Annotated in this window: 18 protein-coding genes and 2 tRNA genes; 19 read left to right on the top strand and 1 reads right to left on the bottom strand. The window is 66.9% G+C overall.

All coding sequences use genetic code 11. The annotated features are described in order from the left end of the window. Positions 1–400 precede the first annotated feature (400 nt). The 6 genes from clpX to ACFOGJ_RS02105 all read left to right on the top strand — a co-directional run bounded on the left by clpX (position 401) and on the right by ACFOGJ_RS02105 (position 7,149). Entirely contained in the window at positions 401–1,669 is a 1,269-nt protein-coding gene (gene clpX, locus ACFOGJ_RS02130; protein ID WP_379897756.1) for an ATP-dependent Clp protease ATP-binding subunit ClpX, read from the top strand. Between the two features lie 392 nt (positions 1,670–2,061). After that, entirely contained in the window at positions 2,062–4,473 is a 2,412-nt protein-coding gene (lon, locus tag ACFOGJ_RS02125; RefSeq protein ID WP_379897755.1) for an endopeptidase La, read from the top strand. 339 nt (positions 4,474–4,812) lie between these two features. Then, positions 4,813–5,193: an HU family DNA-binding protein gene (locus ACFOGJ_RS02120; protein WP_379897802.1), complete on the top strand. Its 381-nt coding sequence runs from the start codon at positions 4,813–4,815 to the stop codon at positions 5,191–5,193. Between the two features lie 166 nt (positions 5,194–5,359). Beyond that, a tRNA-Val gene (locus tag ACFOGJ_RS02115) sits at positions 5,360–5,435 on the top strand. 212 nt (positions 5,436–5,647) lie between these two features. Beyond that, complete coding sequence (locus ACFOGJ_RS02110; protein ID WP_379897754.1) at positions 5,648–6,994, top strand: adenylate/guanylate cyclase domain-containing protein; 1,347 nt, start codon at positions 5,648–5,650, stop codon at positions 6,992–6,994. Positions 6,995–7,072: 78 nt separating this feature from the next. Next, a tRNA-Asp gene (locus ACFOGJ_RS02105) sits at positions 7,073–7,149 on the top strand. Positions 7,150–7,208: 59 nt separating this feature from the next. On the opposite strand, the gene ACFOGJ_RS02100 is transcribed toward ACFOGJ_RS02105, so the two are convergent. Continuing rightward, positions 7,209–7,640, bottom strand: coding sequence for a MarR family winged helix-turn-helix transcriptional regulator (locus ACFOGJ_RS02100; RefSeq protein ID WP_379897753.1), 432 nt, complete (start codon positions 7,638–7,640; stop codon positions 7,209–7,211). A 95-nt stretch (positions 7,641–7,735) separates the two neighbouring features. On the opposite strand from ACFOGJ_RS02100, the gene ACFOGJ_RS02095 reads away from it, so the two are divergent. The 13 genes from ACFOGJ_RS02095 to nuoL all read left to right on the top strand — a co-directional run bounded on the left by ACFOGJ_RS02095 (position 7,736) and on the right by nuoL (position 20,948). Beyond that, positions 7,736–8,554, top strand: coding sequence for an amidohydrolase family protein (locus ACFOGJ_RS02095; RefSeq protein ID WP_379897751.1), 819 nt, complete (start codon positions 7,736–7,738; stop codon positions 8,552–8,554). 409 nt (positions 8,555–8,963) lie between these two features. Then, positions 8,964–9,329, top strand: a complete 366-nt coding sequence (locus tag ACFOGJ_RS02090) for an NADH-quinone oxidoreductase subunit A (protein ID WP_379897750.1) — start codon at positions 8,964–8,966, stop codon at positions 9,327–9,329. A gap of 116 nt (positions 9,330–9,445) precedes the next feature. Further along, positions 9,446–9,997 carry a NuoB/complex I 20 kDa subunit family protein gene (locus tag ACFOGJ_RS02085; RefSeq protein WP_379897748.1) on the top strand — a complete coding sequence of 184 codons (552 nt, stop codon included), beginning with the start codon at positions 9,446–9,448 and terminating at the stop codon, positions 9,995–9,997. 30 nt (positions 9,998–10,027) lie between these two features. After that, positions 10,028–10,663, top strand: coding sequence for an NADH-quinone oxidoreductase subunit C (locus ACFOGJ_RS02080; RefSeq protein WP_379897746.1), 636 nt, complete (start codon positions 10,028–10,030; stop codon positions 10,661–10,663). A 94-nt stretch (positions 10,664–10,757) separates the two neighbouring features. Next, entirely contained in the window at positions 10,758–11,936 is a 1,179-nt protein-coding gene (locus ACFOGJ_RS02075) for an NADH-quinone oxidoreductase subunit D (RefSeq protein ID WP_379897744.1), read from the top strand. After that, positions 11,933–12,583: an NADH-quinone oxidoreductase subunit NuoE gene (gene nuoE / locus ACFOGJ_RS02070; RefSeq protein ID WP_379897743.1), complete on the top strand. Its 651-nt coding sequence runs from the start codon at positions 11,933–11,935 to the stop codon at positions 12,581–12,583. The genes ACFOGJ_RS02075 and nuoE overlap by 4 nt, the downstream gene beginning before the upstream one ends. A gap of 83 nt (positions 12,584–12,666) precedes the next feature. Beyond that, positions 12,667–13,950 carry an NADH-quinone oxidoreductase subunit NuoF gene (gene nuoF / locus ACFOGJ_RS02065; protein ID WP_379897742.1) on the top strand — a complete coding sequence of 428 codons (1,284 nt, stop codon included), beginning with the start codon at positions 12,667–12,669 and terminating at the stop codon, positions 13,948–13,950. Positions 13,951–14,042: 92 nt separating this feature from the next. Further along, on the top strand, positions 14,043–16,166 hold the full coding sequence (gene nuoG, locus ACFOGJ_RS02060) for an NADH-quinone oxidoreductase subunit NuoG (protein ID WP_379897741.1): 2,124 nt from the start codon (positions 14,043–14,045) through the stop codon (positions 16,164–16,166). Continuing rightward, positions 16,159–17,205, top strand: a complete 1,047-nt coding sequence (nuoH, locus tag ACFOGJ_RS02055) for an NADH-quinone oxidoreductase subunit NuoH (protein ID WP_379897740.1) — start codon at positions 16,159–16,161, stop codon at positions 17,203–17,205. The genes nuoG and nuoH overlap by 8 nt, the downstream gene beginning before the upstream one ends. Before the next feature lie 69 nt (positions 17,206–17,274). Next, positions 17,275–17,763, top strand: coding sequence for an NADH-quinone oxidoreductase subunit NuoI (gene nuoI, locus ACFOGJ_RS02050; protein WP_379897739.1), 489 nt, complete (start codon positions 17,275–17,277; stop codon positions 17,761–17,763). Between the two features lie 129 nt (positions 17,764–17,892). Beyond that, positions 17,893–18,507 (top strand): NADH-quinone oxidoreductase subunit J, encoded by a 615-nt coding sequence (locus ACFOGJ_RS02045; RefSeq protein ID WP_379897737.1) that lies wholly within the window; start codon positions 17,893–17,895, stop codon positions 18,505–18,507. Between the two features lie 177 nt (positions 18,508–18,684). Then, positions 18,685–19,002 carry an NADH-quinone oxidoreductase subunit NuoK gene (gene nuoK, locus ACFOGJ_RS02040; protein ID WP_379897736.1) on the top strand — a complete coding sequence of 106 codons (318 nt, stop codon included), beginning with the start codon at positions 18,685–18,687 and terminating at the stop codon, positions 19,000–19,002. Between the two features lie 8 nt (positions 19,003–19,010). After that, positions 19,011–20,948 carry an NADH-quinone oxidoreductase subunit L gene (gene nuoL / locus ACFOGJ_RS02035; RefSeq protein ID WP_379897735.1) on the top strand — a complete coding sequence of 646 codons (1,938 nt, stop codon included), beginning with the start codon at positions 19,011–19,013 and terminating at the stop codon, positions 20,946–20,948. Positions 20,949–20,950: the final 2 nt, after the last annotated feature.

Below are 20,950 nucleotides of genomic sequence, written 5' to 3'. Positions count from 1 at the left end.
TCATTCACGGGACCCCGCCGGAGCGGGCAGGTTCAGAGCCTGCGGGCCGGCAACGCCCGGAACGCGTCTTGCAAATGAAGCAGGCCGGAGCGGAACGCCGCATCGACCTGCGTTCCGGCCTGCGACGCCGACGCGGCGCCGGATTGCGGTCCCGGCAGCGGCAGGGCAGGGTTTCGCCCCTGGTTCCGGGCCCTGCCTGATCGGGACCGCGGCGGCGATCGAAAGGCTGAACTTGAGGCAGGCTGCCTCCGCTTTGGGCGGCCCTGCCGGGCGCGAGACATTGGGGCCGGGATCGGCTGTTGCACGCGGGTCAGGTTGTCTAAGATGACCCGACGTGCCACATCTCGGTCATGGACGGACCGCCGGACGCGGCGGGACGGCATGGAGTGACGGAGTTTTCATGACGAAGATCAGCGGCGGCGATTCCAAGAATACGCTCTACTGCTCCTTCTGCGGCAAGAGCCAGCACGAGGTGCGCAAACTCATCGCGGGACCGACCGTGTTCATCTGCGACGAGTGTGTCGAACTCTGCATGGACATCATCCGTGAGGAGCACAAGAGCACGCTTGTGAAGACCCGGGACGGGGTCCCGACCCCGCGCGAGATTTGCGACGTTCTGGACGATTACGTGATCGGCCAGAAGCATGCGAAGCGGGTCCTGTCGGTGGCCGTCCACAACCACTACAAGCGCATCAACCACGGCGCGAAGAACAACGATGTCGAGCTGGCGAAGTCGAACATCCTGCTGATCGGCCCGACCGGCTGCGGCAAGACGCTTCTGGCCCAGACCCTGGCGCGGATCCTGGAAGTGCCGTTCACCATGGCGGACGCCACGACCCTGACCGAGGCCGGCTATGTCGGCGAGGATGTCGAGAACATCATCCTGAAGCTGTTGCAGTCCGCCGACTACAATGTCGAGCGCGCGCAGCGCGGCATCGTCTATATCGACGAGGTCGACAAGATCAGCCGCAAGTCCGACAACCCCTCGATCACCCGCGACGTGTCGGGCGAAGGCGTGCAGCAGGCGCTGCTGAAGATTATGGAAGGCACGGTGGCCAGCGTGCCGCCGCAGGGCGGCCGCAAGCATCCGCAGCAGGAGTTCCTGCAGGTCGACACCACCAACATCCTGTTCATCTGCGGCGGCGCCTTCGCCGGGCTGGACAAGATCATCAGCCAGCGCGGCCGCGGCACCTCGATCGGCTTCAATGCCGACGTGCAGGCCCAGGACGACCGGCAGACCGGCGAGATCCTGGCCGAGGTGGAGCCGGAGGACCTGCTGAAGTTCGGCCTGATCCCGGAGTTCATCGGCCGCCTGCCGGTCGTGGCCACCCTCGCGGATCTCGACGAGGAGGCCCTGATCGAGATCCTCTCCAAGCCGAAGAACGCCCTGGTGAAGCAATACCAGCGCATGTTCGAGCTGGAGGATGTCACCCTGACCTTCTCCGAGGATGCACTGCGCGCGATCGCCAAGAAGGCCATCGCCCGCAAGACCGGCGCGCGCGGCCTGCGCTCGATCCTGGAGGCGATCCTGCTCGACCCGATGTTCGACCTGCCGACCCATGACGGCGTCGAGGAGGTGGTGATCTCCGCGGAGGTCGTCGAAGGCAATGCCAAGCCGCTGCTGATCTATGCCGATCGCAAGCGGGAGGATGTCGGCACCTCCGCATAGGATGCCGGGCCGCAGGCCCCGTCGGCCGGCCAGGCGCCAGAGCCGACGAGGTCTTGCGGTCACGCATTCCTGATGGTCAATATTTAGGCGTCTGCGGGGCCAATCCCGGCCCGATGCCTTGAAGCCGTAGGTTCGGCGCGCCATTTGACTGGACAGAGCGGTGCCTCACGGGCCGCCAAACGTCAGTGTCAGCCGCTGGCGTGCCGTTCCACCGAGATCCGTCGGGCCGCAAGGTATGGCCCCACAGTCAGGTTCATGTCGTTCGATTGCCGCGCATGCGGCCATGCGACAGGGACCGGGCAGAGGGTTTGCGCGTCGGGCCCCTGCCATTCCTGCGGGGCCGAAGGGCCGCCGGATCGTACTGGGCGCCACGCGGCGATTGGAGAGAGCACATGCTGGACACCCCTCAGAAGCACGTCTTCCCGGTCCTGCCGCTGCGAGACATCGTCGTCTTCCCCCACATGATCGTGCCGCTGTTCGTTGGGCGCGAGAAATCGGTGCGGGCACTGGAAGACGTGATGAAGGACGACAAGCAGATCCTGCTCGTCGCGCAGAAGCAGGCATCGCAGGACGATCCCGGGCCGGACGACATCCACGATGTCGGCACCGTCGCGTCGGTCCTGCAGCTCCTGAAGCTGCCGGACGGCACCGTGAAGGTGCTGGTCGAGGGCGGCCGCCGGGCGAAGCTGCTGAAGTACACGGAGACCGACGCCTTCTTCCAGGCGGAGGCGGAGACGATCGAGGACCGCGACGGCGATGCCCGCGAGCTGGAGGCATTGTGCCGGTCCGTGATTTCGCAGTTCGAGCAGTACGTGAAGCTCAACCGCAAGATCCCGCCGGAGGTGCTGGTCTCCCTGAACCAGATCGAGGATCCCTCGAAGCTGGCCGACACCGTCGCCTCGCACCTGACGATCAAGATCGCCGAGAAGCAGGAGCTGCTGGAGATCGAGAGCGTCGCCGACCGTCTGGAGAAGATCTACGGCATGATGGAGGCCGAGATCGGCGTCCTGCAGGTCGAGAAGCGGATCCGCAGCCGCGTGAAGCGGCAGATGGAGAAGACCCAGCGCGAGTACTATCTGAATGAGCAGATGAAGGCCATTCAGAAGGAGCTGGGCGAGGGCGAGGACGGCCGCGACGAACTGGCCGAGCTCGAGGAGAAGATCAAGAAGACCAAGTTGTCCAAGGAGGCCCGCGAGAAGGCGCAGGCGGAGCTGAAGAAGCTGCGCAACATGTCGCCGATGTCCGCAGAGGCCACCGTCGTCCGAAACTATCTGGACTGGATGATCTCGATCCCGTGGGGCAAGCGCTCGCGGGTGAAGAAGGATCTGAACAACGCCGAGAAGATCCTGAACGACGACCATTACGGGCTGGAGAAGGTCAAGGAGCGGATCCTGGAGTACCTTGCGGTCCAGCAGCGGCTGAACAAGGTCAAGGGGCCGATCCTCTGCCTGGTCGGACCGCCCGGTGTCGGCAAGACCAGCCTGGGCCAGTCGATCGCGCGTGCCACCGGCCGCAACTTCATCCGCATGAGCCTGGGCGGCGTCCGCGACGAGGCGGAGATCCGCGGCCACCGGCGCACCTATATCGGCTCGATGCCCGGCAAGGTCATCCAGTCGATGAAGAAGGCGAAGTCGGTCAACCCGCTGTTCCTGCTGGACGAGATCGACAAGCTGGGTGCCGATTTCCGCGGCGATCCGTCGTCGGCCCTGCTGGAGGTGCTGGATCCGGAGCAGAACGCGACCTTCAACGACCACTACCTGGAGGTCGACTACGACCTGTCGGACGTGATGTTCATCTGCACGGCCAACACGCTGCGCATGCCGCAGCCGCTGATGGACCGCATGGAGATCATCCGGCTCGCCGGCTACACCGAGGACGAGAAGGTCGAGATCGCCAAGCGCCACCTGCTGCCCAAGCAGATCAAGGCGAACGGGCTGAAAAAGGACGAGTGGTCGATCTCCGACGACGCCCTGCGCGACCTGATCCGCTATCACACGCGGGAGGCCGGTGTCCGCAACCTGGAGCGCGAGCTGGCCAACCTGGCCCGCAAGGCGATCAAGGCGATCCTGTCGGGCGAGACCAAGTCGATCAAGGTCACCCGCAAGACCCTTGAGAAATATGCCGGCGTGCGGAAGTACCGCTTCGGCGAGGCGGAGGCCGACGACCTGATCGGCGTCACCACCGGCCTGGCCTGGACCGAGGTCGGCGGCGAGCTGCTCTCGATCGAGGCGGTGATGCTGCCGGGCAAGGGCCGGATGACGATCACCGGCAAGCTCGGCGACGTCATGCAGGAATCGGTTCAGGCGGCGAAGTCCTATGTCCGCGCCAACGCGGTGCAGTTCGGCGTGCGTCCGCCGACCTTCGACAAGAAGGACATCCATATCCACGTGCCGGAAGGGGCGACCCCGAAGGACGGCCCCTCGGCCGGCGTGGCCATGGTGACCTCGATCGTATCTGTCCTGACGCAGATCCCGGTCCGCAAGGACATCGCCATGACCGGCGAGGTCACCCTGCGCGGGCGGGTGCTGCCGATCGGCGGCCTGAAGGAGAAGCTGCTGGCCGCGCATCGCGGCGGCATCAAGACGGTGCTGATCCCGAAGGACAATGAAAAGGACCTGCCGGAGATCCCGGACAATGTGAAGCGGGGACTGGAGATCATCCCGGTTTCGACCTGCGACGAGGTCCTGCGCAACGCCCTGACCGCCCCCCTGACCCCGATTCAGTGGGACGAGGAGGACGAGGAAAAGGTCGCGCCGAAGGCCCATGAGGATGACGGCGACATGGACGCGATGATCACCCATTGAGGGCCGCCGCCGCCGGTGCGGCGGACGCATCGCCATCGCTTTGACAAGGGGAAAAGGCCGCAGAACTGCGGCCTTTTTCTTTGCGGGGGGCGAGGCCTTTCGCTAGAGTGCCTTCCGCAGGGACGGGCCACCCGCCACGCGTCACAGGCCATCTTCCCGACCGGGCCATCGTTCCGACCGGGTCGACGGCCGAAGGCGCTGAGGCGTTGGATCGGAAAGACGGGATGCATAACGATAAGCAGGCCTTCTTGGCACTGAATCATCCTGCACTTTCCGGATCGACAGGCGGAACCGCTGCAGTGACGAGCCGAACAGGTGGGATTCTGGCGAATTCGTCCGATGCGGTCGGGGGGCTGCCCGCCGCTTGGAAGCCGGTACCGTGACCTGTCCGACGTGACGGCGCGGCCGGTCGCATGCACAGCAACTTCAATTCAGGGGACTGAATCCGTGAACAAGAACGATCTGATTGCCAAGGTGGCCGATGCCGCCAGCCTGTCGAAGGCCGACGCGACCCGCGCGACCGATGCGGTCTTTGACGCGATCACCGCGGCACTCAAGGCCGGCGACGAGGTTCGGCTGGTCGGCTTCGGCACGTTCCACGTGACCGAGCGGGCCGCCAGCGAGGGCCGCAATCCGCGCACCGGCGAGGCAATCAAGATTCCCGCCTCCAAGCAGCCGAAGTTCAAGGCCGGCAAGGGCCTGAAGGACTCCGTAAACTGATCCACGGCGACGCCGCGGCGTCGCCACGCAGCCAGTACCGTGTGCCGGCCTGACCGCCCTGCACGGTGCCCGGCAAAAGCCTATCCGCACTTCGTCCCGTCGCCCGGCGCTGCCGGCGGACGGCACCGGTTCCGGCCGGCGGGGCGGAGGCGGAGTGGCTTGCCACGGGCGGTTAGCTCAGCTGGTAGAGCATCTCGTTTACACCGAGAGGGTCGGCGGTTCGAACCCGTCACCGCCCACCACCCTTCGCCCCTCAAGAATTGTCCCGGCGGGCTTCGGGTGGCATGCCACCCGGAACAGGATCTTGGGCGACGGCGTGTCGTCCGAAGCCCACCGGAGAACTTTCCCGGGAGCGAAGGGGGGCCGGGGAAACAGGCGCCGCGTCCTGCCGGACCTGCGGGCCTGACGTTACCCCGCACACCATTCCTGTCCCGATATCCCGCCATGCACCACCATGGCCGCTGACCCGACCGGCTTCGCGAGCGAGGAACTGGACGGCATCCGGCTGGGGCTACGCCTGCGGCTGATCGTGCTGCCGGCAGCGATGGCCCTGGTCCTGGTCCTGGTGCCCTGGCCGCAGAGCCTCTTCTACCTGCCGATCCTCCTGCTGATCTGCGCGCTGGGCTATGCGAACTATCGCCTGCGCTGCGGTCCGGCCGGGCGGCCCTGGCATTCCTACCTCTTCGCGCTCGCCGACGCGGTGATCATCTGCATTGCCGTGGCGGTGCCGAATCCGCTGTTCGCCGATCCGCTGCCTGTGCCGGTCGTGCTGCGCTTCAACGCGGCCGGCTTCCTGGTCCTGATCATCGTGATGGCGGCCTTCAGCCTGTCGCCGCGACTCGTGCTGTTCACCGGGCTGGCAACCGTCGCCGCCTGGACGGCGACGATCCTGCTTATCCTTGCCCAGCCGGGCGTGCGGACGGATGTCGGCCGGATCGGCGGCAGCAGCACGCAGTTCAGCAATGCCGACATCCTGTCGGCGATGGGCGATCCCGGATTCGTCGATATCGGCGTGGAGCTGCAGCGGGTGGTCATCCTGCTGCTGCTCACCCTGGCGGCGACCGAGGTGGCGCGGCGCTCCCGCGCCTATGCCGTGCGCCGGTCCGAGGCAGTGCGGGCGCGCAGCAACCTGGAACGCTATTTCCCGCCGAACCTCGTCGCCGAACTGGTGGACAGCCACGAACCCTTCGCCGTCCGCAGCGACCAGCCCGCGGCCGTGCTCTTCGTCGACCTGGTCGGTTTCACCCGGCTGGCAGAGCGGCTGCCGCCCGACGAGATGTTCGCGCTGCTGCAGCAGCTGCACCGGATCCTGGAGGACGTGGTGTTCCAGCACGGGGGCACGCTCAACAAGTTCCTCGGCGACGGTGCCATGATCACCTTCGGCACCCCGCGCGCCGGCGCCCGCGATGCCGTCGCCGCCCTGAGCTGCGTGGTGGACCTGCAGGCCGCGATGGCGGCCTGGAACGGCAGGCGCGCCGCAGCCGGCAAGCCGGTCCTGCGGCTGGCGGTGGGCGCCCATTACGGTCCCGTGGTCCTGGGCGATGTCGGCAGCGAGCGGCAGTTCGAGTTCGCCGTCCTGGGCGATGTTGTCAATGTCGCCGCCCGGCTGGAGGAGGCGACTCGCAGCCAGGGATGCCTGGCGCTGGTCAGCGAGGCGCTTGTCGGCCGCGCCGCCGCGGAGGGGGGCGAGGCCTGCCAGGGGCTGCTTTCCGGCTTCTCCGATCCGCAGGAGATCGCGCTGCGGGGCAGGGCGGAACGGCTTCTTGCGAGAAGCTTCGGCGCCGATGCGAGATCTGCTTGACACCCTGCCTGGGAGCGCTTACATGCAGCGCTCCGTCACCGGCGATACGCATCGGCGCGCTGACGGAACCGGTTGGATGCGGGTGTAGCTCAGTTGGTTAGAGCGCTGGCCTGTCACGCCAGAGGCCGCGGGTTCGAGTCCCGTCACTCGCGCCATCCTGCCGGTGCCCGGATGCCGGGCAAGGCGCATCCGCCGCAGCGGGTGTCTCCGGACCTCAGTCGGCGCGGAACGCGTCGGACAGCCGGTCCAGGCAGTCGGCCAGCGACTGCATCTCTTCCTTCGACAGCACCTCCTCGATCCGCCGGTTGACCCCTGCGAAGGGGGTCTCGATGCGTGCCAGCACCTCGCGCCCCGCCGGGCTCAGCCGCAGTTCCCAGGCCCGCTGGTCCGCGGCGCTGCGGGTGCGGACCAGATAGCCGGCCGTCAGCAGCCGGCCCACCATCGCCGTCACCGCGGATTCGTTGAGGCCAAGCGCCTCCGCCACGCCCCTCTGCGAGGCCGGCTCGCCATCCATCACCACGGCCAGGACCGCGGCCTGCGCGGTCGTCAGGTCGGCGGCTTCGACGACCCTGCGGTCGGCGGCCTTCTTCAGGTCATGGGCGGCGCGCTGCAGCCGGTGGTAAAGGCGCAGCTCCCGGGCGGTCATGGCGCCGGTCGCATCGGTCGGGGCTGCCCTGGTCCGGGGGCATCGATCCGGCTATATACTTCATACATGAAGTTATAATCGGATGGAGGCCGCCGATGGCGATCATCGATGCATGGGCACAGATCACGACCGAACGGATGGCGGAGGCGCCCTGGATGGCGACCCTGCTGCGCTGGACCGGGCGGAGCGGCCGCCGGCCGGTGCCGACGGTGCCGGAGGCGCTGGCCGCGATGGACGCGGGCGGGGTAGAGATCGCGCTCCTCTCGGCCTGGCACGGCCCGCAGGGCGCCCTGATTTCCAACGCGGAGGTCGCGGCGCAGATCGAACAGGCGCCCGACCGGCTCCGCGGCCTGGCCAGCGTGGACCTGACCGACCCGATGGGAGCGGTGCGTGAGATCCGTCGCTGGGTGGACGGGCGCCGCTTCGTCGGCGTGCGGGTCGTGCCCTGGCTCTGGGACCTGCCGCCGAACGACCGGCGCTACTATCCGGTCTACGTCGCCTGCATCGAGGCCGGCGTCCCGTTCTGCACGCAGATCGGCCATACGGGCCCCCTGCGGCGCTCGGAGACCGGCCGCCTGATTCCCTATCTGGAGGACGTTCTGCTCGACTTTCCGGACCTGACCGTGGTCGGCGGGCATGTCGGCTTTCCCTGGCTGGACGAACTGGTCTCCCTGACCGTCAAGTTCCCGAACTTCCATGTCGACACCTCCGCCTACACCCTGGCGCGCCTTCCCGCCGGCTTCGTGGAGTATATGCACGGCCTGGGGCAGAGCCGGGTCATGTTCGGCACCAACTACCCGATGATCACGCCCGCGAAATGCCTCGAAGGCCTCGACGCGCTGGGCCTGGACGATGCGCAGCGGGCGGCTTTCCTGTCCGGCAATGCCCGGCGGGTCTTCCGCCTCCAGGCGTAGCGAGCCGGCAGGCGGGGCAGGGCAAAGTCCCGTTAACCTCTTCTGTCGGCTTCGGAATCGCAGCCGATGCGGCTTTGCCTCCGGCCCCGCCGACCACTATACTCCGCCCCGCGAAGCCTTCGCTGCGCTGCACACTGAATGTCGCACTGCGATGGCGAATGTCGCAGTGCAATGGCAAACCGGTTGGCAAAGGCGTCCGACCGGTATACGGCTAGCGACCGATATCCGCAGCGGCCCCCGGCGTTTCGCCGTCCCTGTCGAAACGGGGCAGCGGGCCCCAGCCAGGCGGGTGAGCGCCGGCCGCGCGGGCGAACGAGACAGGGCAAGAGTAGCCGGACTGGGCAAGAGAAGCCGGACTGGGCAAGAGAAGCCGGACTGGGCGAGAGAGGCCGGACAGGGCGAGAGAAAGATGGACGCACTTCTGCAGGAATATCTCCCGATCGCGATCTTCATCGCCCTTGCCGGCGGCCTGTCGGTCGTCCTGATCTTCATCCCGTTCATCACCGCCCGGCAGAACCCCGATCCCGAGAAGGTCTCCACCTACGAATGCGGCTTCGAGCCGTTCTCGGATTCGCGCCGCCAATTCGACGTCCGCTTCTACCTGGTCGCCATCCTGTTCATCATCTTCGACCTCGAGGTGGCCTTCCTGTTTCCCTGGGCGATCACCCTGGGCGATATCGGCATGTTCGGCTTCTGGTCGATGATGGTGTTCCTGGGCGTGCTGACGATCGGCTTCGTCTACGAGTGGAAGAAGGGCGCCCTGGAATGGGAATGAGCCCGCGGACGTTGACCGGGCAGGGACGGGGGTGCTTCCCGTGCCGGAGCCGAATGGTGCTCCGCCGGGCCGGAGCCCCGGAATGCCCTGCGCATTGTTGATGCTGGAGTAGTCAGATGTCTGTCGCGACACCCGGACCCGCCGTCCAGGACAGGGCGGCACAGGACCTGTCCCAGGACGCCTTCTTCAGGGAGGTCAATGCCGAGCTGGCCGATCGCGGCTTCCTGATCACCAGCCTGGACAAGCTGGTGAACTGGGGCCGGACGGGCTCGCTCTGGCCGATGACCTTCGGCCTGGCCTGCTGCGGCGTGGAGATGATCCATGCCTACATGGCCCGCTACGACCTGGACCGCTTCGGGGCGATGCCGCGGGCCTCGCCGCGGCAGTCCGACGTGATGATCGTCGCCGGCACCCTGACCAACAAGATGGCGCCGGCGCTGCGCAAGCTCTATGACCAGATGCCGGAGCCGCGCTACGTGATCTCCATGGGGTCATGCGCCAATGGCGGCGGCTACTACCACTATTCCTATTCGGTGGTGCGCGGCTGCGACCGCATCGTGCCGGTCGACATCTACGTGCCGGGCTGCCCGCCGACCGCGGAGGCGCTGGTCTACGGCATCCTGCAGCTGCAGCGTAAGATCCGCCGGACGTCGACCATTGCCCGCTAGGCGGGACGCGCAACAGAAGGGACGGGGCAAGTGAGCGAGGCGGCGGACCAGGACCACGCGCTGCACGAACTCGGCAGCTATATCGCCGGGGCGCGCAGCGACGACGTGCTTGGCACCGATGTGGCCCATGGCGAACTGACGATCCAGGTGCGCGCGGACCATGTCGTCGGCGTGATGACCTTCCTGCGCGACGACAGCAATTGCCAGTTCGCGATGCTGGTCGACATCTGCGGCGTGGACTATCCGGACCGGCCGAAGCGGTTCGAGGTGGTCTACCACCTGCTGAGCCTGCGCCTGAACCAGCGGCTGCGGGTCAAGCTGGCGACGGACGAGGAAACCCCGGTGCCGTCGGTGACCGGCGTGTTTTCCTGCGCCAACTGGTTCGAGCGCGAGGTCTGGGACCTTTACGGGGTCCTGTTCTCCGACCATCCGGACCTGCGGCGGCTGCTCACCGACTACGGCTTCGAGGGGCATCCGATGCGCAAGGACTTCCCCCTCACGGGGCATGTCGAAGTGCGCTATGACGCCGAGCAGAAGCGGGTGGTCTACGAACCCGTGACCCTGACCCAGGAGTTCCGGGGCTTCGACTTCATGAGCCCCTGGGAAGGCGCGCAATATGTCCTGCCCGGCGACGAGAAGGCCGAGGCGGCGGCGGAAAAGAAATGACGGCCGGTCCCGCGGCCCGGGCTGCGGGACGAACGGCAGGTGCAGACGGGCATGCCGCAGGGCATGCCCGGGACGGATCTTGAGGAGCGGCGCGATGGGCGAGGTCCAGATCGCCAACTACACGATGAACTTCGGGCCCCAGCACCCGGCGGCGCATGGCGTGCTGCGCCTGGTGCTGGAGCTGGACGGCGAGGTGGTCGAGCGGGCGGACCCGCATATCGGCCTCCTGCACCGCGGCACCGAAAAGCTGATCGAGCACAAGACATACCTGCAGGCGGTGCCCTATTTCGACCGGCTGGACTATGTCTCGCCGATGAACCAGGAGCATGCCTACGCGCTCGCCGTGGAACGGCTGCTGGGCCTGACCGTGCCGCCGCGCGGCCAGTATGTGCGCGTGCTGTTCAGCGAACTGACCCGTGTCATGAACCACATGCTGAACGTCACCACGCATGCGCTCGACGTCGGCGCCACCACGCCCGCGCTCTGGGGCTTCGAAGAGCGCGAGAAGATGATGGAGTTCTACGAAGGGGTCTCCGGCGCGCGCATGCACTGCGCCTATTTCCGCCCCGGCGGCGTCCACCAGGACATGCCGGCCGGCATGGCGGAGGAGATCTACAAGTATTGCGACCGGGTCGGAAAGGTCATCGACGATATCGAGGACCTGCTGACCGAGAACCGCATCTTCAAGCAGCGCAACGTCGATGTCGGCCCGATCACGCCGGAGGATGCCATCGACTGGGGCTTTACCGGCATCATGCTGCGCTCCGCCGGCGTGCCCTGGGATCTGCGCAAGGCGCAGCCCTACGACGCCTATGCGGAGATGGATTTCGACCTGCCGGTCGGCAATAACGGCGACTGCTATGCCCGCTATCTCTGCCGGGTGGAGGAGATGCGCCAGAGCGTGCGCATCATGCGCCAGTGCATCGAGAAGATGCCCGGCGGCCCGGTCCATGCCGACGACCGCAAGGTCGTGCCGCCGCCGCGGGCGGAGATGAAGCGCTCGATGGAGGCGCTGATCCACCACTTCAAGCTCTATACCGAGGGCTATCACGTGCCCGCCGGCGAGGCCTATGCCGCGGTGGAATCCACCAAGGGCGAGTTCGGCGTCTACCTGGTCTCCGACGGCAGCAACAAGCCCTATCGCTGCAAGATCCGCTCCCCGGCCTATGTCCACCTTCAGGCCACGGATTTCCTGTCGAAGGGCTACATGCTCGCCGATGCCGTCGCGATCGTGGGCAGCATGGACATCGTGTTCGGGGAGATCGACCGATGACGGCACCGACCATCGCGCCGCCCGAGGCGCAGCCCGACAGCTTCGCCTTCACCGAGGCCAATGCCGAAAAGGCGAAGCGGGTCATCGCCAAGTATCCGCCCGGCCGGCAGCAGAGCGCGGTGATCCCGCTGCTGGACCTGGCGCAGCGCCAGCACGACAACTGGCTGCCGCAGGCCGCGGTGCGTCATGTCGCCGAGCTGCTGGACATGCCCTACATCCGGGCCTGGGAGGTCGCGACCTTCTACACGATGTTCAACCTGGCACCGGTGGGCCGCCACCTGGTGCAGGTCTGCACCACCACCCCGTGCTGGCTGCGCGGCTCCGACGCCATCGTCGCCGCCTGCGAGAAGCGGCTCGGCATCCACCTGGGGCAGACGAGCGCCGACGGCGCCTTCACCCTGAAGGAGGTGGAGTGCCTGGGCGCCTGCGTGAACGCGCCGATGCTGCAGATCGGCGATGGCTATTACGAGGACCTGACGCCGGAGAACGTGGTGGAGCTGCTGGACGCTGTCGCGGCCGGCAAGGCGCCGCCGGCCGGTTCCCTGGCGGGGCGGCAGACATCCTGCCCGGCCGGCGGACAGACGAGCCTCGTGGCATCGGACGTCAACTACGGCGAACCGGCCAGGCGCGGCGACGCGGCGGAGTGACCGGCGGACGCGGCACCTGGTGTCGCGGGAACAAGAACGGGGCGGGCCGGAAGCGGCGCGCCGGAAGTGAGCGGATTTAGGCGATGCTTGCGGATCAGGACCGGATCTTCACGAACCTCTACGGCCACCATGACTGGCGCCTGAAATCGGCCCGCATGCGTGGCGACTGGGACGGCACGGGCGAGATCCTGGCGCGCGGCCGCGACGCGATCATCGACGAGATGAAGAAATCCGGCCTGCGCGGCCGCGGCGGGGCCGGCTTTCCGACCGGCCTGAAATGGTCCTTCATGCCCAAGCAGTCCGACGGTCGCCCGGCCTATCTGGTGGTCAATGCCGACGAGGGCGAGCCCGGCACCTGCAAGGACCGGGACATGATGCGCCACGATCCGCACAAGCTGATCGAGGGTTGCCTGGTCGCCGGCTTCGCGATGAACGCGGTGGCGGCCTACATTTATATCCGCGGCGAGTTCCACGACGAGGCCGACGTGCTGGAGGCCGCGATCGACGAGGCCTATGAGGCCGGCCTGGTCGGCCGCAATGCCTGCGGCTCGGGCTACGACTTCGACGTCTACGTGCATCGCGGGGCAGGCGCCTATATCTGCGGCGAGGAAACGGCGCTGATCCAGAGCCTGGAAGGGCATAAGGGCCAGCCCCGGCTGAAGCCGCCGTTTCCGGCCAATGTCGGCGTCTGGGGCTGCCCGACCACGGTGAACAACGTGGAGAGCATCGCGGTCGCGCCGACCATCCTGCGCCGCGGCGCGGAATGGTTCGCCGGCCTGGGCCGGCCCAACAACACCGGCACCAAGGTGTTCTGCATCTCCGGCTGCGTGAACCAGCCCTGCAATGTCGAGGAGGAGATGGGCATCCCGCTGCGGGAGCTCATCGAGAAGCATGCCGGCGGCGTGATCGGCGGCTGGGACAACCTGCAGGCGGTGATCCCGGGCGGCGCCTCTGTCCCGCTGCTGCCGAAGGCGACCTGCGACGAGATCCTGATGGACTTCGATTCGCTGCGCGAGGTGAAGTCCGGCCTGGGCACCGCGGCCGTGATCGTGATGGACAAGTCGGTCGACGTGGTGCGCGCAATCGCGCGCCTGTCCAAGTTCTACAAGCATGAGAGCTGCGGCCAGTGCACGCCCTGCCGCGAGGGCACCGGCTGGATGTGGCGGGTGATGGAACGCCTGGTCCGCGGCGAGGCCGAGCTGTCGGAGATCGACACCCTGCTGGAGGTCACCTACCAGGTCGAGGGCCATACGATCTGCGCGCTCGGCGATGCGGCGGCCTGGCCGATCCAGGGGCTGGTGCGGCATTTCCGCCCGGAACTTGAACGCCGGATCAAGGAGCGCTACGCCCCGCAGGCCGCCGAGTGAAGCGGCGGCACAGCGGGATGACGGGCCAGTGATGACGGGCGAGAGCGGAGCGGGCAGGGTGATGCCGAAGTTTGCGAAAGGCGGGAGCTGAGATGCCGACGCTCACGGTTGACGGAATCGAGGTCGAGGTCGAACCCGGCACGACGGTCCTGCAGGCCTGCGAGATGGCCGGCAAGGAAGTGCCGCGGTTCTGCTATCACGAACGCCTGTCCATCGCCGGCAATTGCCGGATGTGCCTGGTGGAGATGGAGCGCTCGCCGAAGCCGATCGCGTCCTGCGCGATGCCGGCCGGCGACGGCATGGTGATCCGCACCAACACGCCGCTGGTCCGCAAGGCGCGCGAAGGCGTGATGGAGTTCCTGCTGATCAACCATCCGCTGGACTGCCCGATCTGCGACCAGGGCGGCGAATGCGACCTGCAGGACCAGAGCATGGCCTACGGGAAGGGCGGCAGCCGCTACGACGAGAACAAGCGCGCCGTCAAAGACAAGTATATGGGTCCGCTGATCAAGACGGTGATGACCCGCTGCATCCACTGCACCCGCTGCATCCGCTTCGCCGGCGAGGTGGCCGGGGTGCCGGAACTCGGCGCGACGGGCCGCGGCGAGGACATGGAGATCACCACCTATCTGGAACATGCGATGACGTCGGAGCTGTCCGGCAATGTCATCGACCTCTGCCCGGTGGGGGCGCTGACCTCCAAGCCCTATGCCTTCACCGCCCGGCCGTGGGAGCTGAAGAAGACCGAGAGCGTCGACGCGATGGACGCGGTCGGGGCCAGCATCCGGCTGGATGTCCGCGGCCGCGAGGTGATGCGGATCCTGCCCCGCCTGAACGAGGCGGTGAACGAGGAATGGCTTTCCGACCGCAGCCGCTTCGTCTTCGACGGGCTGCGTTCGCGGCGGCTGGACCGGCCCTATGTGCGCCGCGACGGCAAGCTGCAGGCGGCCGGCTGGCCGGAAGCGTTCGAGGCGATCCGGGCGCGGCTGGACGGCGTGGCGGGGGAGAAGGTGGCGGCGATCGCCGGCGACCTGGCCTGCGTCGAGGGGATGACCGCCCTGAAGGACCTGGTCACGGCGCTGGGCAGCAGCAACCTGGACTGCCGCGCCGATGGCGCGACCTTCGACCCGACCGACCGGGCCGGCTATCTGCTGAACAGCACCATCGCCGGCATCGAGGAGGCCGACGCGGTGCTGCTGGTGGGCAGCTATCCGCGCTGGGAGGCGTCGCTGGTCAATGCCCGCATCCGCAAGACCTGGCTGCAGCGCCGCGGCCATCTGCCGGTGGCCACGATCGGCGAGTTCCAGGACTGGAACGGCGGCGACCTGACCTATGACGCCCAGCATCTGGGCAACGGCCCGGCCACCCTGACGGACCTGGCGGAGGGGCGGCACAGCTTCTTCGAGGTGCTGGAGAAGGCCGAACGCCCGCTGATCATCCTCGGCATGGGCGCCCTGGCACGGCCCGACGGCGCCGCGGTACAAGCCACCGCCCGGGCGCTGGCGGACAAGGTCGGCGCGGTGATTCCGGCGAGCGAGGAAAGCCCCGGCTGGAACGGCTTCGGCGTGCTGCACACGGCGGCATCCAGGGTCGGCGGCCTGGATATCGGCTTCGTGCCGGGAGAGGGCGGCCGCGACACTGCCGGCATCCTGGCGGCTGCGAAGGCCGGCGAGATCGAGGTGGTGTTCCTGTCCCATCACGACGAGTTCGAAAAGGACGCCTTCGGCGATGCCTTTGTGATCTATATGGGCAGTCACGGCGATGCCGGCGCCGCGCGGGCGGACGTGATCCTGCCGGCGGCCGCCTATCCGGAAAAGGACGCCATCTGGGTCAACACCGAGGGCCGGGTGCAGCTGGGCCGCAAGGCCGCCGCGCCGCCCGGCGATGCGCGGGAGGACTGGAGCATCCTGCGCGCCCTCTCCGCGGTGCTGGACAAGAAGCTGGGCTATGACGACCTGGCCGCGCTGCGGGCGCGGATCCTGGAGCTGGCGCCGCATTTCTCCGCCGTGGACGAGGTGACCCCGGCGGAATGGACGGCCGGCCGCGGCAAGGTGGAGGCGATGGGCGACGCGCCGTTCGTCAGCCCGATCCGCGATGTCTATCTGGTCAATCCGATCACCCGCGCCTCGGCCGTGATGCAGGAATGCAGCGCGCTGGTCCGAGCCACGGTGGCGGGGACGGCGCATGGGGCGGGGGGGACCGGCACCGATGGCTGATCCAGGCTTCTGGACTATTTTCTGGCAGGGCTATCTGTGGCCGGGCCTGATCATCCTGGGTCAGATCCTGCTGCTTCTGGTCCCGCTGCTGATCTGCGTCGCCTACCTGACCCTGATGGAGCGCAAGGTGCTGGCCGCCATGCAGCTGCGCATGGGCCCGAACGTCGTCGGCCCGTTCGGCCTGCTGCAGCCCTTCGCGGACGCGGTGAAGGCGGCGTTCAAGGAGACGGTCATACCTGCGGGCGCCAACCGCATCGTCTTCTTCGCCGCGCCGATGATCACCTACATCCTGGCGATGATCGCCTGGGCGGTGATCCCGGTCAGCGAGGGCTGGGTGATCGCCGACATCAATATCGGCATCACCTACCTGTTCGCGGTCTCCTCCCTCGGGGTCTACGGCATCATCATGGCCGGCTGGGCGTCGAACTCGCGCTACGCCTTCCTGGGCGCGCTGCGGTCGTCGGCGCAGATGGTGTCCTACGAAGTCTCGATGGGCCTGATCATCATCTCGGTCCTGCTCTGCGTGGGCTCGCTGAACCTGACCGACATCGTGCTGGCGCAGGAGAAGATCTGGTTCTTCATCCCGCTCTTCCCGATGTTCGTCATGTTCTTCATCTCCACCCTGGCGGAGACCAACCGGCACCCCTTCGACCTGCCGGAGGCGGAGTCGGAGCTGGTCGCCGGCTACCAGGTGGAATATTCGTCGATGGCGTTCGTCCTGTTCTTCCTGGGCGAATACGCGAACATGATCCTGATGAGCGCCATGACCACGATCCTGTTCCTGGGTGGCTGGCTGGCGCCGTTCGGGGTGGCGCCGTTCACCTGGATCCCCGGGATCATCTGGTTCGTCCTGAAGATCATCCTTCTGCTGTTCGTGTTCATCTGGGTCCGCGCGACGATCCCGCGCTACCGCTATGACCAGCTGATGCGCCTGGGCTGGAAGGTGTTCCTGCCGGGCTCGCTGATCTGGCTGGTGATCACCGCCGGCGTGCTGATGGCCACGGGCTGGATACCGACCTCGACCGGCGCGCCCGGCTGAGGCGAAACATCGTCCCGCCGGGCAGGCCGCGCAGAGGGCCCCCGGCGGACGGGATTGGAGAGTTTGGAGATGTCATTCCTGGATCGCAGCGCCCGCGCGCTCTTCCTGTCGGAAATGGCCTCGGGCATGGCGCTCACCTTCCGCTACATGTTCCGGCGGCGGGCGACCCTGAACTATCCCTACCAGAAGGGGCCGCTCAGCCCGCGCTTCCGCGGCGAACATGCCCTGCGCCGCTATGCGACGGGGGAGGAGCGCTGCATCGCCTGCAAGCTGTGCGAGGCAATCTGTCCGGCGCTCGCCATCACCATCGAGGCGGAGCCGCGCGAGGACGGGTCGCGGCGCACCACCCGCTACGACATCGACATGACCAAGTGCATCTATTGCGGCTTCTGCCAGGAAGCCTGCCCGGTGGATGCGATCGTTGAGGGGCCGAACTACGAGTTCGCGACGGAAACGCGCGAAGAGCTCTTCTACGACAAGGAAAAACTCCTGGAAAACGGGGACCGGTGGGAATATGAAATCGCCCGGAACATCGAGGCCGATGCGCCGTATCGCTGATATCTGGCGGCTGCCCGGCGGCACGGCGATCTCCGGCCCGGCGATCTCCGGCCTGGGGGTGTCCGGCCTGGGGGTGTCCGGCCGCGCGGCCTGCAGCCGCACTAGACGTCTCCGGGGGGCGCTGCGTCCATGATCATCCAGAGCATCGCCTTCTATATCCTCTCGGCCGTGACCATCGGGTCGGCGTTCATGGTGATCGCCTCCCGCAACCCGGTGCATTCGGTCCTGTTCCTGATCCTGGCCTTCGTCAATTCCGCCGGGCTGTTCGTCCTGATGGGGGCGGAATTCATCGGCCTGATGCTGATCGTCGTCTATGTCGGCGCGGTGGCGGTGCTGTTCCTGTTCGTCGTCATGATGCTGGACATCAACTTCGTCGAGCTGCGCCAGGGCTTCCTGCAATACCTGCCGGTGGGCGCGCTGGTCGGCGCGATTCTGCTGGTGGAACTGTTCCTGGTGATCGGCGCCTGGGCCTATTCGCCGGACGTGCCGGCCGTCTCGCGCCTGCCGATCCCGGCCTTCACCGAGGTCACCAACGCGCATGCCATCGGGCAGGTGATGTACACCTACTTCATCTACGCCTTCCAGGTGGCGGGTCTGATCCTGCTGGTGGCGATGGTGGGCGCGATCGTGCTGACCCACCGGGCGCGGGTCGGCGTGCGCAAGCAGAACATCGCCGCCCAGAACGCGCGCCTGCGCAGCGAGGCGGTGAGCCTGAAGAAGGTGGAGCCGGGGCAGGGTATCTGACCGCCGGCGCCAGCGACGACATGGCCGCCAGGGGGCGGCCGGCCTGCCGAGGGGGCAGGGCAGAGACTTGAACCACCGCACCCGGCAATCGGGGAGCGGGTCAGTGGAGGGGATGCCGGCCCCGGCGGCCGGCTGCCCTCTTGGGAATAGCCGGCCGACCGGGCCGGCAAGGGGGACATGACCGTGCCGGATATCGGACTAGGACATTTCCTGACGGTGGCCGCGATCCTGTTCGCGCTGGGGATCTTCGGGATCTTCATGAACCGCAAGAACGTGATCGTCATCCTGATGTCGATCGAGCTCATGCTGCTTGCGGTCAACATGAACCTCGTCGCCTTCTCCACGCATCTGGGCGACCTCACCGGTCAGATCTTCGCCCTGCTGGTGCTGACCGTGGCGGCGGCGGAAGCGGCGATCGGCCTGGCGATCCTGGTGGTCTATTTCCGCAACCGCGGGACGATCGCCGTGGAAGACATCAACATGATGAAGGGCTGAGCGGGCGTATGTATTCCCTGATCGTCTTCCTGCCGCTCATCGCCGCGATCATCGCCGGCCTGGGCGGCCGGATCATCGGCGACCGCGCCAGCATGTGGACATGCAGCGCCGCGGTGGTGATCTCGTTCATCCTGTCGGTCATCGCCTTCTTCGAGGTCGGCCTGGGCGGCGAGGTCGTGCATGTGAAGGTGATGACCTGGTTCCGCTCCGACACCATGGCGGTCGCCTGGGGCATCTATGTCGACCAGCTGACGGTCTGGATGCTGCTGGTGGTGACCCTGGTGTCGTCGGTCGTGCACATCTATTCGATCGGCTATATGGCGCACGACCCGCACAAGCCGCGGTTCTTCGCCTACATCTCCTTCTTCACCTTCGCCATGCTGGCGCTGGTGACCGCCGACAATTTCGTCCAGATGTTCTTCGGCTGGGAAGGGGTCGGCGTCGCCTCCTACCTGCTGGTCGGCTTCTGGTTCAAGCGCACCAGCGCCAACAACGCCGCCTTCAAGGCCTTCGTGGTCAACCGGGTGGGTGATTTCGGCTTCGCGCTGGGCATCTTCGCCGTCTTCTACATGTTCGGCAGCGTCGACTTCGCCACCGTGTTCCAGGCAACCCCGGACATGGCCGGCCGGACCATCTCCTTCCTCAGCATGGAGCTGGACTTCCTGACGGTGGCGACCCTGCTGCTGTTCGTCGGCGCGATGGGCAAGTCGGCACAGCTGGGGCTGCACACCTGGCTGCCCGACGCGATGGAGGGCCCGACCCCGGTCTCCGCGCTGATCCATGCCGCGACCATGGTGACCGCCGGCGTCTTCCTCTGCGCCCGCATCTCGCCGATGCTGGAATACGCGCCCGTCACTCTGGCGGTGATCACCGTGATCGGCGCCTCCACCTGCTTCTTCGCGGCGACGATCGGCCTGACCCAGTTCGACATCAAGCGGGTGATCGCCTATTCGACCTGCAGCCAGCTGGGCTACATGTTCTTTGCGATCGGCGTCAGCGCCTATCCGGCCGCCATGTTCCACCTGGGCACCCACGCGATGTTCAAGGCGCTGCTGTTCCTCAGCGCCGGCTCGGTCATCCACGCGATGAGCGACGAGCAGGACATGCGCAAGATGGGCGGCCTGTGGAAGTATATCCGCATCACGTACATGTACATGTGGATCGGCAGCATCGCGATCGCCGGGCTGCCCTTCTTCGCCGCCTTCTATTCCAAGGACTTCATGCTGGAAGCCGCCTGGGGCGCCGGCACCGGTGTCGGGCTCTATGCCTGGGTGCTGGGTGTCGCGGCCGCCATCCTGACCGCGGTCTATTCCTGGCGGCTGCTGTTCATGACCTTCCACCAGGAGGAGCGGGGCTCGCCGGAGGCGATGGCGAAGATCCACGAGAGCCCGCTGGTGATGATCGCCCCGATGGCGCTGCTGGCGATCCTGGCAGTGTTCGGCGGCATGCTGTTCTACGACCTGCTGGTCGGCCATCACTGGCACGACTACTGGAAGGACTCGATCCTGGTGCTGGACAGCAATCCCGCCATGGAGGCCGGCCACAATGTGCCCCTGTGGGTGAAGCTGGCGACCCTGGTCGCCGCGGTGTCCGGCGTGCTGATCGGCTGGCAGTTCTGGATCCGCAACCGCGCCATCCCGGGCCAGCTGGCGGAACGCAACAAGCCGCTGCACGCCTTCCTGTTCAACAAGTGGTACTTCGACTGGCTCTACGGCCACATCTTCATCGACCCGTATATCTGGGTGTCGAAGCGGCTGTGGCGGGACGGCGACGGGCGGATCATCGACGGCTTCGGTGCCAACGGCATCGCCCGGGTGATGGCCAATGCCTCGCGGCGGGTCGCCGCGCTGCAGTCCGGCTATGTCTATCACTACGCCTTCGCGATGCTGATCGGCATCGTGGCGTTCGTGACCTTCTATTTCTTTGAAAGCGGCGGCGGGCACTGATC

This window comes from Marinibaculum pumilum, assembly GCF_042646425.1.
GTDB lineage: Bacteria > Pseudomonadota > Alphaproteobacteria > Ferrovibrionales > Ferrovibrionaceae > Marinibaculum > Marinibaculum pumilum.
This window is presented reverse-complemented; position numbering and strand designations above follow the sequence as displayed.